Raw genomic sequence first — 15,235 nt, forward strand, 5'->3', positions numbered from 1 at the left:
CTCGTCCCTGTGGGGGATTGTCCCTTCCGCGGCGGATTGCCGCCAGTAGTGTAGACCCGTGACTACAACTGGGCTCCGCTGGGGCATTCTCGGACCGGGCGGCATCGCCAAGGCATTCGCATCAGACCTCGTTCTCCACAACTTCACTGTTCAGGCCGTCGGGTCGCGGCGTCTGGACAGCGCGCGTGAGTTCGCCGAGCAATTCGATATCCCGAACGTCCACGGAAGCTACGAGGATCTGGTGGCCGACCCGGAGGTCGATGTCATCTATATCGCCACCCCTCATCCCTTCCACGCGGAACAGGCGCTTCTCGCCCTCGACGCCGGCAAGCACGTGCTGGTCGAAAAGCCCTTCACCCTCAACAAACCCGAAGCCGAAGCGGTTGCCGAGCGCGCACGCGAGCGCGGTCTCGTCGTGCTCGAAGCGATGTGGACCCGATTCCTGCCGCACATGATCCGCATCCGCGAGGTCATCGAGTCCGGAGCCATCGGCGAGGCGCACTCGATCATTGCCGACCATACCCAGGATCTTCCCGATGACCCGGAACACCGGATCAACGACCTTGCACTCGGTGGCGGCGCCCTGCTCGACCTCGGAATCTACCCGATCTCATTCGCGAACGACCTGTTCGGTACGCCGGACAGGGTGCAGGCATCCGCAACGTTCAAAGCCACTGGCGCCGACGCAAGCGTCGCAACGCTGTTCGGCTACGGTGACAAGCGCATCGCCACCACGCTGTCGGCGAGCGACACCAAGGGCCCGAACGTGGCGAGCATCATCGGTACCGAAGGTCGCATCGACATCGACGCGGTCTGGTACACCCCCACGTCATTCACCGTGTATGACGCCACCAGCACAGCGACCGAGACCTATGAGTCGACGGTGACCGGTCGCGGCATGCACTTCCAGGCTGCCGAGCTGGAGCGCGTTGTTGCCGCCGGCGAGTCGGAGAGTCCTCTCATTCCGCTCGACGAGACAGTCGCGATCATGGGAACCCTCGACGAGATTCGGCGCCAGATCGGCCTGGTTTACCCCGGCGAGTAACCGGTCGCAGCAGCCGAACGGAAAGCATCCAGCGCGCCGACGCCGGAGGCAGCTAAAATGCCCGGGTGCGTGAAAAACCACCGAGCGACAAGCCGGGCTCAGGCGACGACGACTGGACTCTGAGCGGCGACGACGAGGCCAGCTGGTTGCTCAGCGAATCCGAACCGATCGACGGTGCGGAACCCCTCGACACTCGGTCACAGAACGAGGGGGATCGCCCCGAAGACGCGCTGATGGACGAACCGCCGCTGACCGCAGAAACCGCAACGGTCGTGGCGATCGCACCGGTGGCTGCCGCAGCCTCCGTTGGTGCCGGCCTGATCACCGGACCCGACGACCAGACGCCCCTCGCGAGCGTGGGTACCGAGGAGCCGCCCCACCCGGCCGCGCACCGGACAGGCGGGATCGGCGCCCTGTTCGCCCGGCATCCGCGGACGTGGCTCGTCGCCGCATCGGTTGCTGCCTTCGCGGTCTTCGGCTCGGGTGTTGTCGCTCTCGGCGCGGCGGTCGCCACCCCCGGCCAGGCCGCGCCCTTCGCGATCGTCGATGTTGACGAGACGGCGACCCCCACCCCGACGGCGAGCACACCCCCGCCGCGACCCCTTCCCGCGACCGAGGCACCAGCATCGGCGCTCCGCAGCTGTTCCGTCGCCAGCTTGCTCGGCGATTCCCGGTTCGGGACGCTGCAGGCTCAGGTCCTCAACGCGGCGACCGGTGAACTCCTGTTCGAGCGTGACCCCTCCACCGCGTCGCAGACCGCGAGCTCGATGAAGGTGCTCACGGCAGCTGCGGCGCTCAGCGTGCTCGGCCCGGACTTCCGTGCGCAAACGCGGGTCGTGGCCGGAAGTGAGCCCGGCACGATAGTGCTCGTTGGTGGTGGAGACCTCACCCTGACGCGATTGCCAACGGGGCAGGAGCCGGTCTACACCGGTGCGGCGCACCTCGATGAACTGGCGTCGAAGGCGAAAGCGGCCTATGACGCCGCGAACCCGGGTACCCCGGTGACAAAAATTGTGCTCGATTCCACCTACTTCAGTGGAAAGACCTGGGGAGACACCTGGCCCGCGACCGAGCGGGCAGCTGGCTGGCTCTCGCACATCACGGCACTCCAGGTCGACGCTGACAGGGCCAACCCACAGGTCTTCCTCTCGCCACGCGGCGATGATCCAATCGGTCGTGCTGGCAGTGCTTTCGCGTCGTACTTCGGCGACGTGCCGACCGAGCTGGGATCGGCGCCGGCCGGTGCGGCCGAACTGGCATCCGTCTCGTCCCAGCCGCTCTCCGTCCTGATCCCGCAGGCGCTGATCCCCTCCGACAATTCGCTCGCGGAGATGATCGGCAGGCACCTCGCGATCGCCCAGGGGCTCGGCAACAGCATCGACGCGATAGCAGCGGCGATCCCGCAAGGCCTGGCAAAGTACGGCATCGACACGTCCGCGCTTCGCACGGCCGACGCCTCCGGGATGAGCCGCAACAACGCGGTGCCGCCCGAGTACTTCACCAAACTGTTCCTCAAGATTCACGCGGGGGAGGGTGACCTCGCCATCATCCGTGACGGTCTCCCGGTCGCGGGGGAATCAGGAACCCTCGACTACTCGAACCGGTTCTTCGGAGCCAACGCTGTCGCCCGTGGTCATGTGCGCGCGAAGTCCGGGTCGATCTCAAGCGCGTATACCTTGACGGGAATGATCGACGCCGTCGACGGCTCGACGCTCATCTTCGCGATCTACGCGACGGGCAATGTTGGTTCAGGGGCGAGGACAGCCATCGATACCCTCACGACAGGCTTTTACAAGTGCGGCGCGAATCTCTCAAACACGTAGCCGGATGCCAGAGGCTGCAGCGTGCAGTCCCGGTTGCGGACGCCGACCTGAGTACGCTGGCGTAAGAGCGCGAATACCCGAATCGGAGGAGCGATGACCAAAGCACTGTTCATCATCGACGTGCAGAACGACTTCACCGAGGGCGGTGCACTCGGCGTCGACGGCGGGGCAGCAGTTGCCGCTGACATCTCGCGCTACCTGGAAGCGCATGCAGACGACTACGCGCTCGTCATCGCGAGCCGCGATTGGCACGACCCCGAGTCAGACAACGGCGGGCACTTTGCTGCTTCCGATACCGACCCTGACTATGTCGTCACGTGGCCAGCGCACTGTGTCGCCGGCACCGCTGGAGCCGACTACCATCCGGCGCTCGATCTCTCTCGTGTGACGATGCACGTGAAAAAGGGCCAGGGTGAGCCGGCGTACTCGATTTACGACGGCGAGGTGGAGGGCGGGGCGTCCGACGGAGCGGGTATCTCAGCCGTGCTCGATGAGTACGGGGTGACCGAGATCGATGTCGCCGGGATCGCCACGGACTACTGCGTTCGCGCGTCGGTGCTCGACGCCATCGAGCATGGGCGGCATGTGCGGGTGTTCACCGATCTCATCGCCGGTGTCGCTCGTGAGACGAGCGACGCGGCGCTCATCGAGATGGGCCACCTCGGAGCGGAGCTTGCCTCGAGCGACGCCGGTTAGGGAGTCCACCACGGACGGAGGGGCAGCGTGTCCGACGTCGAGCCGTCATTCGGTCTGACCGCGAGCACCTGATGCAACTGGATCCCGCCGCTTTCGAACGCGAGACGGGAGCCGGCCATATACAGGCCCCACACCTTCGCGGTCGGAAGCCCCACCTCGGCGACCGCTGCATCCCAGTTGTGGACCAGGTTCGCGCACCAGTCCCGCAGCGTCAGCGCGTAATGCGGGCGGAGGTTCTCCTCGTGCAGGACCTCCAGACCGGCATCCTGTGCCTCGCCGATGATTCGACCTGAGCCCGTGAGTTCCCCGTCGGGAAAGACGTACCGGTCGATGAATCCGCGTGCTGAGGGTTCCGATTTGTTGTCAGGCCTCGTGATGCAGTGGTTGAGCAGCAGCCCGCCGGGACGCAGCCTGGACCGCAGGAACGTGAAGTAGGCGGCGTAGTTACGCACCCCGATGTGCTCAAGCAGTCCGATCGACGACACCGCGTCGAAGCCGTTCTCAGGGACGTCTCGGTAGTCGCCGAAACGGACCTCTGCGACGTCGCCAAGGCCTTCTTCCGCGATCGCGCGCTGCGCCCACGAGGTCTGCTCCGCAGAAAGCGTCACCCCGGTCGCCCGAACACCGCGGCGCGCGGCATAACGGACCATTCCGCCCCACCCGCAGCCAACGTCGAGCAAGCTGTCACCGGGCTTCAGGCGCAGTTTTTCGAAGACCAGCCGGTACTTGTTCTCCTGCGCCTCGTCGAGAGTCGCGTCGGGTCGCGGGTAGCACGCGCACGTGTACGTCATCGTGGGTCCGAGCACCCACTCATAGAAGGTGTTCGAGACGTCGTAGTGGTGATGGATCGCCTCGGCGTCACGGCCCTTGCTGTGCCGAATGCCCCCGGCGACGCGGCGCCACCTCGCGGGAATCTCCTCCGGCGGCGGAGCGACGGGCCGCAGATGCTCGACGCCGATCGATCGGATCACCTGCGCCATCACCCGTGGCGGTGGCAGTTTGAAGACCAGTGCGTCGGCGAGGGCTTTGAGCAGGTCGTATGGGTCCCCGGGGTGAACCCCATGAACATCGAGGTCGCCCGCGATGTAGGCGCGGGCGAGGCCGAGGTCGCCCCGACCGGTGGCCAGATAGGTGGTGCCGCGCGGCGTTTTCAGTTCCAGCCCGAGCGCGGCATCCGGTGGCCCCGCCGAACTCCCGTCGTACGCGGTGAACCGGAGCGGCAGCCGTCCACCCGCGAAAATCTCCAGGATCTCAGCGAGCGTCAGCCTGTCAGTCTTCTGGGTCGTTTCCGGCGTACCGTCGTGTACCGTCGTCATCGTCGTTGCACCGCCTTCTGATAGAGGTCGAGGAGTCGTGAGTCCGGGTCGTAGCGTTTCTTCGCCTCGCGATATGTCTCGCCACCGTAGAGGTCGTCGAACTCGTCCCGGGAGTAGTACGAGTCCGAATACAGGGACTTGTGCCCGTCGAACTGTCCGACCGTCCGTTCGATGAGGCGGTTCGTCGCGCCCTCGCTCAAACCGACCGGAACCGCGGACCAGAAACCGACGTTGACGTACGACTCGCGTGGCCTGATCGGGTAGAGCGGCCACCCCGTATCGTCGCGCAGGGCCAGCGGGCACAGCCAGACCGGGGAGATGGGCACCGCCCTGAGGAACCACTCCAGGAAGTCAGCGGACCGGTCCATCGGAACTTCCACGTCCTGCACAACACGCTCGAGTGGCGGGCGCCCTTTGAGGCTTTCGAGACGGTTTCCGATGTCGAACCTTCGCTCGAGCTTCATCAGCGCGGCGTAGCTGCTGCTGCGCCGGTAACGCCTGGGCCAGAGACGCCTGACCAGCGGATGCTGGGCGCCGAACGCGGCGGAACACCAGAACCAATCGGCATCCCACCGCCACAGGTAGTCAGATGTAGTGAGCCGATCGTGGGTGACGCCGCTGGCGTGCTGGATCGAGCGATAGAAGATGCGCTGCCCGGTGTAGTTGCTCACCGTTCCGGGGGTCGCGGTCTGCGTCCCAAGACACAGGTAGCTTTCGTTTGCGCTGAAGACGACTCCGTCGAGGTAGTCGACGGTGGTGCCGTCGAACTCGCGGGTCGCGATGATCCGCTGCATGGTTGCCACCAGGTCAGCGATTGAGTCGAACCGCACATGCCTCAGCGCGACGAAGGGCTGCACACTCTCGAGTTCGATGCGGAGGCGTACCGCATAGCCGAGGGTGCCGTACGAGTTCGGGAACGCGCGGTACAGGTCCGCGTTCTCGGCCGGAGACGCGGTGAGGAGCTCGCCGGAACCGGTGAGGATGTCCAGCTCGAGCACGGACTCGTGCGGCAGGCCGTTTCGGAACGATGTCGACTCGATCCCGAGACCGGTGACGGCACCGCCGAGGGTGATGGTCTTGAGCTGTGGCACCACGAGGGGTGCCAGGCCGAAGGCCAGTGTCGCTTCGACGAGATCCTCATAGGTGCACATACCGGCCACATCGGCGGTTCGTGCGACGGGGTCGACGGCGATGACGCCGGTCAGTCCCGACGTGTCGAGCCCAGCGGTGTGTGTCTTGTCGCGCGCCCGGAAGAGGTTGGACGTGGGTTTGGCGAGCCGCACGGTTGCCGTCGCCGGGAGCGCCCGATAGCTCTGCAGAAGTCGCTCGACGCCGGTGGCGTGAGCGTCCCGTGCGTCGGTGGCGGTAACGGACACGCCCTCACGCTACTCCGCAGAGTGTCGCGAGGCGACCCTAGGCCAGAACCCCAGCTGACGCAGTCGTGTGCTCGACGATCTCGCGGTAGAACGGCGCAACGACCGCGGGGGAGACCCGGCAGTCGAGCAGGTATACGCCATTGCTTCCCGACGCGACCCACGCTTCGAAGTCCACCAGGTCGTCGAGCGAACGGATGACGTCACCCCTGCCGCCGAGAGACCTCGCGATGCCGGCGAAGTCGACCTCGTCGATGAGCATCGGCGCCGTCCCGAGGCCCAGCCTCCCGTACTGGTGAATCTCGGCACCGTAGGCGGCGTCGTTCCACACAACGATGATCCCCCGCCTGGCCGTGCGGATGACCGAATCGAGGTCGGCGAGAGCCATCAGTCCACCGCCGTCGCCGGTAGACACCACGAGCGTCGCGTCGGGGAGGGCAGATGCCGCGCCGACGGCGCTGCCGAACCCAAGGCCGATCGACTGGAACGCGGTTCCGACCATGAGCGAGCGGTTGGGCGATGCGACACTCCAGTAGGTGTTGGACCAGCCGAGGAAGTGTCCGCCGTCGGTCACCGTCACCCGATCCTCGGGCAGAACACCGGCCAGTCTGATGGCGACGCTGCGGGGGTCGAGTCTGCCGTCTTCCATCGTGCCGACTCCCGATTCGCGAACGCGGAACCTCGCGGCATCTGCTGCCAGGCGGTCGCGCCAGCCCGCTGAGTGGCGCGGAGCGGGCGGGACGGCGGCCAGGAGGGTGTTCGCGGCGAGGGCGACGTCGCCGTGGACAGAGTGCGTGACGGCGGGATGTGGCGTGGGCTCGCGATCATCGATCCGGATTACTGCGGCGGCCGGAGCGAACAACGTGTTGAACTTCGTGGTGAAGTGGTTGAGACCCGCGCCGGCAACGAGGACGACGTCGGCCTCGCCGATCAGCCGCATTGCCTCGTCCTGGCCGAACCCGCCGACGGTGCCGAGATCGAACTCCGGGCGGGCGAACAGTGAGCGCCCGAGTGCTGTCGTTGCGGTGAGGGCGCCGAGCGCGTCCGCGAGACGGCTGAGCGGTTCGCCGGTCCCGGCCAGCCAGGCGCCTCGGCCGGCGAGAATGACCGGGCGCCTGGCGCCGGAGAGCACACGCGCGGCAGCGGCGATGTCCGCCTCCGTCGGTTCCAGAGGCGCGGGGTACGCCACGCGGGGGAGCGCTCCCTCCTCGGCGGCGTCTGCAGTCGCAAGGTCGGAGGGGATCGCCAGCACAACCGCCGTGCGGTGGGTGAGCGCGTGGCCGATGGCGGCGACCGTGACGGAACCGGCATCCGCTGTGCTCACGGTAAATGTGGGCGCACCGACGGATGCCGCCAACGCACGCTGGTCGACGTCCCACGGCCGTGGCCCTGTTGTGGGTGAATCGCCGACGAGCAGCACCAGCGGGGTGCCGGCCTGCACCGCCTCGGCCAGTGCCGTGACCGTGTTGGTGAAGCCGGCGCCGTAGGTTGTGGTCGCGACGGCGAGCCTGCCGCTTGCCCGGTAGAACGCGTCTGCGGCCGCCACCGCTGCCGCCTCGTGCCGAACAGCGATATAGACGACGGGGATGTGGCCGAGAGCGTCGATGACGTGGGCGTTGCCGTTGCCCATCACGCCGAAGGCGTGAGAGACGGATGGCGCGAGGGCCTCGGCGATGCGGGTGGCGACGGTGGTCATGGCTGTCCTCGAGGTCATATAGCGGCGTGTGAGTTCCGTATATGTCTCGCGGGGCCTGTGCCGACCTCGTTCAACGCCCCTTTTCCGAGCGCACGGCGCGATGCCGTTGACACCGGGCAGTCTAGTCCTGGCCCTGTGGTCGGTAAACTCGCGCAGTGCCCGTTATCGAGATTTCCGACCTCAACGACCCGCGCCTCACCGATTATGCGCACCTGACCGACGTCGCGCTGAAGAAGGCTCGCGGGACAGAGCACGGTCTGTACCTCGCCGAATCTTTGCTCGTGTTCCAGCGCGCCTTGCGTGCCGGTCACCGACCGCGTTCCGTCCTCGCGCTCGGGACGAGCGCTGATGCGGCCATCGAGGCACTCGGCGAGGACGCTGCCGACGTCCCCGTCTTTGTCGGCCCGGGGGAACTGCTCGCCGGTCTCACCGGCTATGTGCTCCACCGTGGTCTCATCGCGTCGATGCACCGGCCGGCGCTGCCAGAGCCGGCAGAACTGCTCGCCGGCGCTCGCCGCATCGTGATCCTCGAGAATGTTGCAGACCCCACCAATGTCGGCGCCATCTTCCGTTCAGCGGGCGCGATCGGGGCGGATGCAATCCTCGTGACGCCGCGCTGCTCCGACCCGTTCTATCGACGCGCCATTCGCGTGTCGATGGGCACGGTGCTCCAGGTGCCATGGACCAGGGTCGGAGACTGGTCATCGACCCGCGCCCTGCTGACAGAGCACGGTTTTCATGTTGCCGCCCTCGCGCTGAACGACAAGGCTGTGAGTCTGCGGGACTTCGATGGGGCATCGCACGAGCGCCTGGCCCTCGTGCTCGGCGCTGAAGGTGACGGGCTGACCGCAGACGCGATAGCGGCATCCGATACCGTCGTGCAGATCCCGATGAAACACGGCATCGATTCGCTCAACGTTGCCGCAGCCAGTGCCGTCGCCATGTGGGCTCTCGGCTGAGTCGAGTCCGGCAGGGCTCTGCGTCATAGCCCCAGATTTCCCGTGCCATCCGGGCGTGTGTCAACACAGGTGGTAACCAGTGCGCCGATGGGCGTCAACGAGCTAAGGAGAGATGAAGAGATTGGGAAGTTTGGTCTACGGCTTCGGCGAGACTTATGAGTTCGAGGACCGACTCCTCGCCCACCTGAAGGTGGTCATCGGGTCAAAGCTTCGTCGCAGGGAGGGCTTCTACCTCAGTTGGCCACTCGATCCCGACCAGGAACTCGGGCGCACTTCGCTGTGGCTGTCGCCGGCCATACCGCTGCAGTTCCATTTCAGCGCCGACGAGTCGCCCACGTTGAACAAGCACTGGCTCGAGTCAATGATGAGTTCGTCGTACGGTCCCCTGGGCCTGACGATTACCGAGGAGCCGGAGGACACGTCCCGAGCAGGTCGGCCCGCCTGACCCGACGCGGCGCCTACTCGGTGGAGTGCCGCTCCAGGAAGGTGTACACCTCGGAGTCGTCGACGCCGGGGAAGGTGCCGCTCGGAAGCGGAGCGAGCACGTGCGCGTGCAACCTCGCACTGGGCCAGGCGTTGTCGCGCCAGCGCTCGGCGAGCGTCGACGGCGGACGGCGGCAGCACGAGGGGTCGGGGCAGGTCGACGTCGCGCGCCTCGTCGTCTCCCGCCCGCGGAACCATTTCGCCTGGTTGAACGGCACCCCGACTGAGATCGAGAATTCGCCAGCGCTCGTCGTGCCCGTCTGGGTTGCGCACCAGAACGTGCCGGCGGGGGTATCGGTGTACTGGTAGAGCTCCGTCGTGCGGTTGGTGCGCTCGAACGCGCTTCGTGCGCTCCACTTGCGGCACACCAGCTGGCCCTCGATCGCACCGGTGACGTCGACGGGAAGCGGGAGGTTGTCGTTCTCGTAGCCCTTCGCGAGGGAACCGTCCTCGCCGACCCGCAGGAAGTGGAATGGCATGTCGAGGTGTCTCGTCGCGAGGTTGGTCAGCCGGAGCGCCGCGGCCTCATGGGTGACGCCGAACGCGTCACGGAAGTCTTCGACCGCCAGGTTCCGCTCACGCTTGGCCTGGGTCAGGAAGTCGACGGCAGCTTTCTGCGGCATGAGGCAACACGCGGCAAAGTAGTTGATTTCGAGCCGTTGCTGGAGGAAAGCGGCGTAGCTCGTCGGCCGAGTGTGGCCGAGCAGCCGGTGCGCCATCGCCTGGAGCGCCATCGAGCGGAGGCCGTGGCCACCCGGAATGGAGGCAGGCGGCAGGTAGATTCGGCCGTTGGCGAGGTCGGTCACGCTTCTCGCTGAGTGCGGCAGGTCATTGACGTAGATGAGGCTCAAGCCGAGTTGCTCGGCCATGATGCTCACCGTGCGGTGGGTGAGCGCTCCGCGTACGTGACCCGCCGCCCTGAGGCGGTCTTCGGCCAGGTCCTCGATGTCCGACAGGTAGTTGTCGCGCTCGCGCATCATTTCCCGCAGCTCGGTGTTTGCGCGACGGGCCTCCTCGGGGGTGGCGATGGCCTCCGTCGCCTTCCGCTGGAGTTCGCGGTGCAGGCCGACGAGCGCTGCGAGAGCGTCGTCGCTCATGCCCTTCGTCGGTTTGATGCTGGGCAGACCAAGCTCGGTGTAGAGCGAGCTCTGCTGGAACCGGCGCAGTTCGATCTCGAGCGCCGCGCGTGGGTTCGGTGCCTCGGCGGACAACAGGTCGGTCAGGGCCACACCAAGAGCCGTCGCAATCGCCTGGAGCGTCGAGAGCTTCGGTTCGCGCTTGCCGTTCTCGATCAGAGAGAGCTGGCTGCCCGCCAGGTCAACGCGCTCGCCCAGCTCGTCGAGCGTCAGGTTGTGCTCGGTCCGAAAGTGACGGATGCGATGCCCGAGCGTCGAGAGATCGGAGGCCTGTGGAGTCATGCGTTTACCGTAACCGAAAGAAGAGCAGTTCTTAACGGTACTTTTCTGATTTTTCAGCGAACTTCTTTGTGACAGTGGAAGCAGGACAAAAACTTGTGCATCGCGCACCGCAGCAGAGGAGCTCCCATGTCGATCGCCGAAATCGACCGTCAGACGGTCACCACTCCGACGTCCGGGCGCGCGGAGACGGGGGCCGTCCCGACCGCTGGCACCCGGGCATCCACCCCGCTCGACACGCTCCGTGCGTGGGTCGACTCGATTGCCGCGCTGACGCAGCCCGACGACATCGTCTGGTGTGACGGGTCAGTCCGTGAGAGCGACAGGCTGACCAAACAGATGGTCGCCGAGGGCAAGTTCATCAAGCTCAACCCGGAATGGCGCCCCAACAGCTACCTCGCGAGGAGCGCGCCGAGCGACGTCGCCCGGGTCGAATCCCGCACCTTCATCTGCTCAGATCGGGAGGAAGACGCCGGGCCGACGAACAACTGGCAGGACCCGGAATCCATGCGCGGCGAACTGGATGTTGTCTTCTCCGGCAGCATGCGCGGGCGCACGATGTACGTCGTTCCGTTTTCGATGGGTGCGGTCGGCGGCCCGCTCTCACAGCTCGGGGTGCAGATCACCGATTCCGTCTACGCCGTGCTCTCCATGGGCATCATGACCCGTGCGAGCGACAAGGTTCTCGACCTCATCGCCGACGGCGTCCCCTGGGTGAAGACCGTGCACTCGGTCGGTGCTCCGCTGGGCGCCGACGATACCGACGTGCCCTGGCCGTGCAACGACACCAAGTACATTGTGCAGTTTCCCGAGTCGCGCGAGGTGTGGTCGTACGGCTCCGGATACGGCGGCAACGCCCTGCTGGCCAAGAAGTGCTTCGCGCTGCGCATCGCGAGTGTCATGGGGCGCGACGAGGGCTGGCTTGCCGAGCACATGCTGCTCGTCCGCATCATCTCTCCCGAAGGCAAGAAGTACCACGTCGCCGCCGCGTTCCCGTCCGCCTGCGGCAAGACGAACCTCGCGATGCTGCGCCCCACGATCCCGGGCTGGCGTATCGAAACCCTCGGCGACGACATCGTCTGGCTCCGCCCCGGTGAGGACGGCAGGATGTGGGCCATCAACCCCGAAGCCGGGTTCTTCGGCGTGGCACCCGGCACCGGCCAGTCGACCAACGTCACCGCCGTCGAAACGCTCTGGGGCAACACGATCTTCACGAACGTCGCGCTGCGTGACGACGGGGACGTCTGGTGGGAGGGCCTGACCGACGAGGCTCCCGCCCACCTCACCGACTGGGAGGGCAACGACTGGACGCCCGACTCCGGGCGGCCGGCCGCACACCCGAACTCCCGCTTCACGGTGGCGGCAGCCCAGTGCCCGTCGATCGCCGATGACTGGGAGGACGCCGTTCCTCTCGACGCTGTGCTGTTCGGCGGACGCCGTGCCACCAACGTGCCGCTGGTCGTCGAGGCCACCGACTGGACCCACGGCGTGTTCATGGGCGCGACCATCTCGAGCGAGAAGACGGCGGCCGCCGAGGGAACCGTGGGCGAGCTGCGCCGCGATCCGTTCGCCATGCTGCCGTTCTGCGGGTACAACATGGCGGATTACTGGGCGCACTGGCTCGCGGTCGGTGAGAAGCTCCGGTTCGACCGGGCCCCGCGCATTTTCCAGGTCAATTGGTTCCGCAAGGATGCCGACGGCGGATTCCTCTGGCCGGGATTCGGCGAGAATTCGCGAGTGCTCGAGTGGATCGTCCGGCGCATCGAGGGACAAGTACCGGCGCAGGAAACCCCCGCGGGTCGCATACCGGTGCTCGCAGACCTCAACCGGAACGGTATCGACGTCTCCGATGACGCTCTTGAGGCGCTGTTCGCCATCGATCCTGAGTCATGGCTCGTCGAGGCCGACCTGACCGAAGAGTTCTTCAACACCTTCGGCTCGAGGGTGCCACCGGCCCTCCGTGCCGAGCTCGCGTCGCTGCGTTACAGGCTGCAGCGGAGCCGGTAGCCAGAACCAGCAGGCGGATGCCGCGAGGTGCCCGGAAGTGTTCTGAGACACCTTGGCGGGACCGTCTCAGAGCACTTCCCGGCACCTCGCGGCCGCTGGCATCCTGATCGGGGCACGTCAGCCGGGTCGAGGCACGCCCCGCTGACGTAAGAGACGGGCAAACGCAACCCCTCCTCACCGCCGCCGCGCGTTACCTACACTCGACGGATGCTCCTTATTTTCGGAACAACGCTCCGCAACCGGGTTCTTGTCGTTGTGAACTTCCTCTGCCAGTTCTGCGGCACACATGCCGCGCAGGACGTTATCGAGAGCGCAACGAAGGTCTCGGTGTTCTTCATTCCCCTGTTCACGCTGCGCAAGCAGTACTACGTCACCTGCTCGAACTGCGGCGGAACCACCTCGCTGACCAAGGAACAGGCCACCCACGGAATCGAGTGGGCCGCCCGCAACCGCCAGGTCAGCTGACCAGGCGCGCCTAGACCAGGAGCTGGTGCTTGGCGAGTTCCTTGTAGAGGGGCACGGATGCCACTAGCTCGGAGTGCGTACCCGAACCGATCACGCGGCCCTGGTCGAGAACCACGATCGCGTCGCTGTCGACGACCGTCGAGAGCCGGTGCGCGATCACGATGAGTGTGCGATCCTCAGCGACGGCGTCGATCGCGAGCCGCATCTTCTGTTCGTTCACGCCGTCGAGCGACGACGTGGATTCGTCGAGCAGGAGAATCGGGGGAGCGGAGAGCAGAGCGCGCGCAATGGCGAGACGCTGACGTTCTCCACCGGAGAGCATGATGCCCTCCTCGCCGACCGGGGCGTCGAGCCCAAGCGGGTTACGGTCGAGCACATCGGTGAGGTTGACCGCGTGCAGTACGCGGATGCAGTCCTCGTCGGTAGCGTCAGGGGTCGACAGCAGCAGGTTGTCGCGGATGGACCCGGCGAGCACGGGAGCGTCCTGTTCCACGTACCCGATCTGCGAGCGCAGTTCCGTGCGCGGCATCGTGCGGATGTCGACGCCGCCGAAGCGGATTGACCCGGCCTCAGGGTCGTAGAACCGCTCGATCAGACCGAGGATCGTCGATTTGCCTGCGCCGGACGGGCCGACGAGCGCGGTGCGCTTCCCCCGTGCAGCCGTGAAGCTGACGCCGCGCAGCACCGGGTCGCCCGGTCGGCGTTTGTCGGCGGGGGTCGCGGGGTCGCTCGCCGTCAGGTTGCTCGGTGTGAGCGGCGCGCTGTGCGGGGCGACGCCCGCTGCGGCATCCTGGTCCGTTTCGGATGGGGTCTCGACGGCCGCAGCCGGGTAGGAGAACACCACCGAATCGAACTCGATGGCGGGCGCGCTGGTGGAGCGGATGCCGGGGGCGGCGACGGTCGCGGCGATGGCGGCATCCGCGTCGTCTTCGCGGGGCAGGTTGATGATCTCCTGGATGCGGCCGAGGGCGCCGAGCGCCTGGTTGGTCGCGGAGATCGCACCGAACGCCTGGCCGAGCGGCATGATCATCATGAAGAGGAACAGGATGAAGGCAACGAGGCTCGCGATAGTGATCGCGCCGCTCGCCACCCGGAACCCGCCGACTCCAAGAACCACGAGGAACGACACCTGCATGGCGATGCCGGCGACGGGGACGACGAGAGCTGACACCTTGGCGACCTGGATGCCCATTCGCCATGCGCCCGTGGCGTCGTCGTCGACGGTGGCGATCTCGCGATCCGTAGCGTTCGATGCCCGCACGGTTCGAACCGAGCTGATGGCGCGCTCGACGGATGCGGCAAGGTCGCCCACCCTGGCCTGCGCGCGCTGGCTGGCGACCCTGATCTTTCCGGAGAGGGCGACGACCGTGACGACCGAGACAGCGATGACGAGAACGGTAAGGCCAAGCAGCACCGGGTCGATGATGAGCATGGCGATGAGGGCGCCAACGAAGGTGATGGTGCCGCCGACCGCTTCGACCAGTCCCTGTGTGAGGACCGCGCGGAGCAGTGTCGTGTCACTGCTGACTCTCGACACAAGGTCGCCCGTGCGGCGCGTGTCGAACTCGGAGATCGGCAGGTGCAGCATGCGGGCGACAAGTTTGCGGCGGCTGGAGAGGACGACGCCCTCACCGGTGCGCTGGAGGAGGTAGTGCTGGTAGCCGGAGATGACGCCAGAGACCACGACGAGCGCAATCAGCGCCCAGACCAGGCCGCCGAGTGACTTGCCCTGTTCGACGATGCCGATGACCTGGCTGACGAGAAGTGGCTGGGCGAGTGACGCGGCCGAGCCCAGGATGCTCAGGCCGATGATGAACCAGAGGATCCGTTTGTGCTCGAACAGATAGGGGATCAGCTCGCCGAATCGGGCACGAGGGCCCTCATCGGCTTTCGGCGGACGTCCGAACGGAGAGCGACGGGCGGGCCGGGTACTGCTGGGGGCTGACATGCGGGTGTC

At 66.4% G+C, this 15,235-nt stretch carries 12 protein-coding genes; 7 read left to right on the forward strand and 5 right to left on the reverse strand.

The features are described 5' to 3' along the window. Window positions 1-58: 58 nt before the first annotated feature. From C3E77_RS03210 to C3E77_RS03220, 3 genes are all read left to right on the forward strand, one after another. Complete coding sequence (locus tag C3E77_RS03210) at window positions 59-1,045, forward strand: Gfo/Idh/MocA family protein (RefSeq protein WP_108390308.1); 987 nt, start codon at window positions 59-61, stop codon at window positions 1,043-1,045. Window positions 1,046-1,110: 65 nt separating this feature from the next. After that, window positions 1,111-2,868, forward strand: a complete 1,758-nt coding sequence (locus C3E77_RS03215; protein ID WP_108390309.1) for a D-alanyl-D-alanine carboxypeptidase/D-alanyl-D-alanine-endopeptidase — start codon at window positions 1,111-1,113, stop codon at window positions 2,866-2,868. A 93-nt stretch (window positions 2,869-2,961) separates the two neighbouring features. Then, window positions 2,962-3,564, forward strand: a complete 603-nt coding sequence (locus tag C3E77_RS03220) for an isochorismatase family protein (RefSeq protein ID WP_108390310.1) — start codon at window positions 2,962-2,964, stop codon at window positions 3,562-3,564. On the opposite strand, the gene C3E77_RS03225 is transcribed toward C3E77_RS03220, so the two are convergent. Genes C3E77_RS03225 through C3E77_RS03235 form a run of 3 tightly spaced genes read right to left on the reverse strand, consistent with a single transcriptional unit; the run spans window position 3,561 to window position 7,949 of the window. Further along, entirely contained in the window at window positions 3,561-4,880 is a 1,320-nt protein-coding gene (locus C3E77_RS03225) for a class I SAM-dependent methyltransferase (RefSeq protein ID WP_108390311.1), read from the reverse strand. The two genes, C3E77_RS03220 and C3E77_RS03225, sit on opposite strands and share 4 nt — an antisense overlap. Next, the gene (locus tag C3E77_RS03230) at window positions 4,877-6,256 is read right to left on the reverse strand and encodes an FAD-binding oxidoreductase (protein ID WP_108390312.1); all 1,380 of its coding nucleotides are present in this window, start codon (window positions 6,254-6,256) and stop codon (window positions 4,877-4,879) included. Before C3E77_RS03230 ends, C3E77_RS03225 begins: the two co-directional genes overlap by 4 nt. Before the next feature lie 37 nt (window positions 6,257-6,293). Beyond that, window positions 6,294-7,949 carry a thiamine pyrophosphate-binding protein gene (locus C3E77_RS03235; protein WP_108393002.1) on the reverse strand — a complete coding sequence of 552 codons (1,656 nt, stop codon included), beginning with the start codon at window positions 7,947-7,949 and terminating at the stop codon, window positions 6,294-6,296. Between the two features lie 155 nt (window positions 7,950-8,104). Between C3E77_RS03235 and C3E77_RS03240 the strand changes: the two genes are divergently transcribed. Both C3E77_RS03240 and C3E77_RS03245 read left to right on the forward strand, forming a co-directional pair. Continuing rightward, a complete protein-coding gene (locus tag C3E77_RS03240; protein WP_108390313.1) occupies window positions 8,105-8,908 on the forward strand; it encodes a TrmH family RNA methyltransferase in 804 nt (267 codons plus the stop codon). A 112-nt stretch (window positions 8,909-9,020) separates the two neighbouring features. Further along, the gene (locus C3E77_RS03245) at window positions 9,021-9,353 is read left to right on the forward strand and encodes a DUF7882 family protein (RefSeq protein ID WP_108390314.1); all 333 of its coding nucleotides are present in this window, start codon (window positions 9,021-9,023) and stop codon (window positions 9,351-9,353) included. Window positions 9,354-9,366: 13 nt separating this feature from the next. Here C3E77_RS03245 and C3E77_RS03250 read toward each other — a convergent pair whose 3' ends face one another. Next, entirely contained in the window at window positions 9,367-10,809 is a 1,443-nt protein-coding gene (locus C3E77_RS03250) for an XRE family transcriptional regulator (RefSeq protein ID WP_108390315.1), read from the reverse strand. Between the two features lie 126 nt (window positions 10,810-10,935). Here C3E77_RS03250 and C3E77_RS03255 point away from each other — a divergent pair, with 126 nt between their 5' ends. Then, window positions 10,936-12,813, forward strand: a complete 1,878-nt coding sequence (locus C3E77_RS03255; RefSeq protein ID WP_108390316.1) for a phosphoenolpyruvate carboxykinase (GTP) — start codon at window positions 10,936-10,938, stop codon at window positions 12,811-12,813. Window positions 12,814-13,020: 207 nt separating this feature from the next. Further along, complete coding sequence (locus C3E77_RS03260) at window positions 13,021-13,278, forward strand: zinc-ribbon domain-containing protein (RefSeq protein WP_108390317.1); 258 nt, start codon at window positions 13,021-13,023, stop codon at window positions 13,276-13,278. A gap of 10 nt (window positions 13,279-13,288) precedes the next feature. On the opposite strand, the gene C3E77_RS03265 is transcribed toward C3E77_RS03260, so the two are convergent. Then, window positions 13,289-15,226, reverse strand: coding sequence for an ABC transporter ATP-binding protein (locus tag C3E77_RS03265; RefSeq protein ID WP_108390318.1), 1,938 nt, complete (start codon window positions 15,224-15,226; stop codon window positions 13,289-13,291). Window positions 15,227-15,235 lie beyond the last annotated feature (9 nt).

This window comes from Mycetocola zhujimingii, from assembly GCF_003065425.1.
Lineage (GTDB): Bacteria > Actinomycetota > Actinomycetes > Actinomycetales > Microbacteriaceae > Mycetocola_A > Mycetocola_A zhujimingii.

Bases quoted from the DNA above. Each gene is read 5' to 3' on its own strand.
- C3E77_RS03235 (WP_108393002.1), bottom strand. From the start codon at position 7,949: ATGACCACCGTCGCCACCCGCATCGCCGAGGCCCTCGCGCCATCCGTC.
- C3E77_RS03255 (WP_108390316.1), top strand. From the start codon at position 10,936: ATGTCGATCGCCGAAATCGACCGTCAGACGGTCACCACTCCGACGTCC.
- C3E77_RS03220 (WP_108390310.1), top strand. From the start codon at position 2,962: ATGACCAAAGCACTGTTCATCATCGACGTGCAGAACGACTTCACCGAG.
- C3E77_RS03225 (WP_108390311.1), bottom strand. From the start codon at position 4,880: ATGACGACGGTACACGACGGTACGCCGGAAACGACCCAGAAGACTGAC.
- C3E77_RS03260 (WP_108390317.1), top strand. From the start codon at position 13,021: ATGCTCCTTATTTTCGGAACAACGCTCCGCAACCGGGTTCTTGTCGTT.
- C3E77_RS03250 (WP_108390315.1), bottom strand. From the start codon at position 10,809: ATGACTCCACAGGCCTCCGATCTCTCGACGCTCGGGCATCGCATCCGT.
- C3E77_RS03245 (WP_108390314.1), top strand. From the start codon at position 9,021: ATGAAGAGATTGGGAAGTTTGGTCTACGGCTTCGGCGAGACTTATGAG.
- C3E77_RS03265 (WP_108390318.1), bottom strand. From the start codon at position 15,226: ATGTCAGCCCCCAGCAGTACCCGGCCCGCCCGTCGCTCTCCGTTCGGA.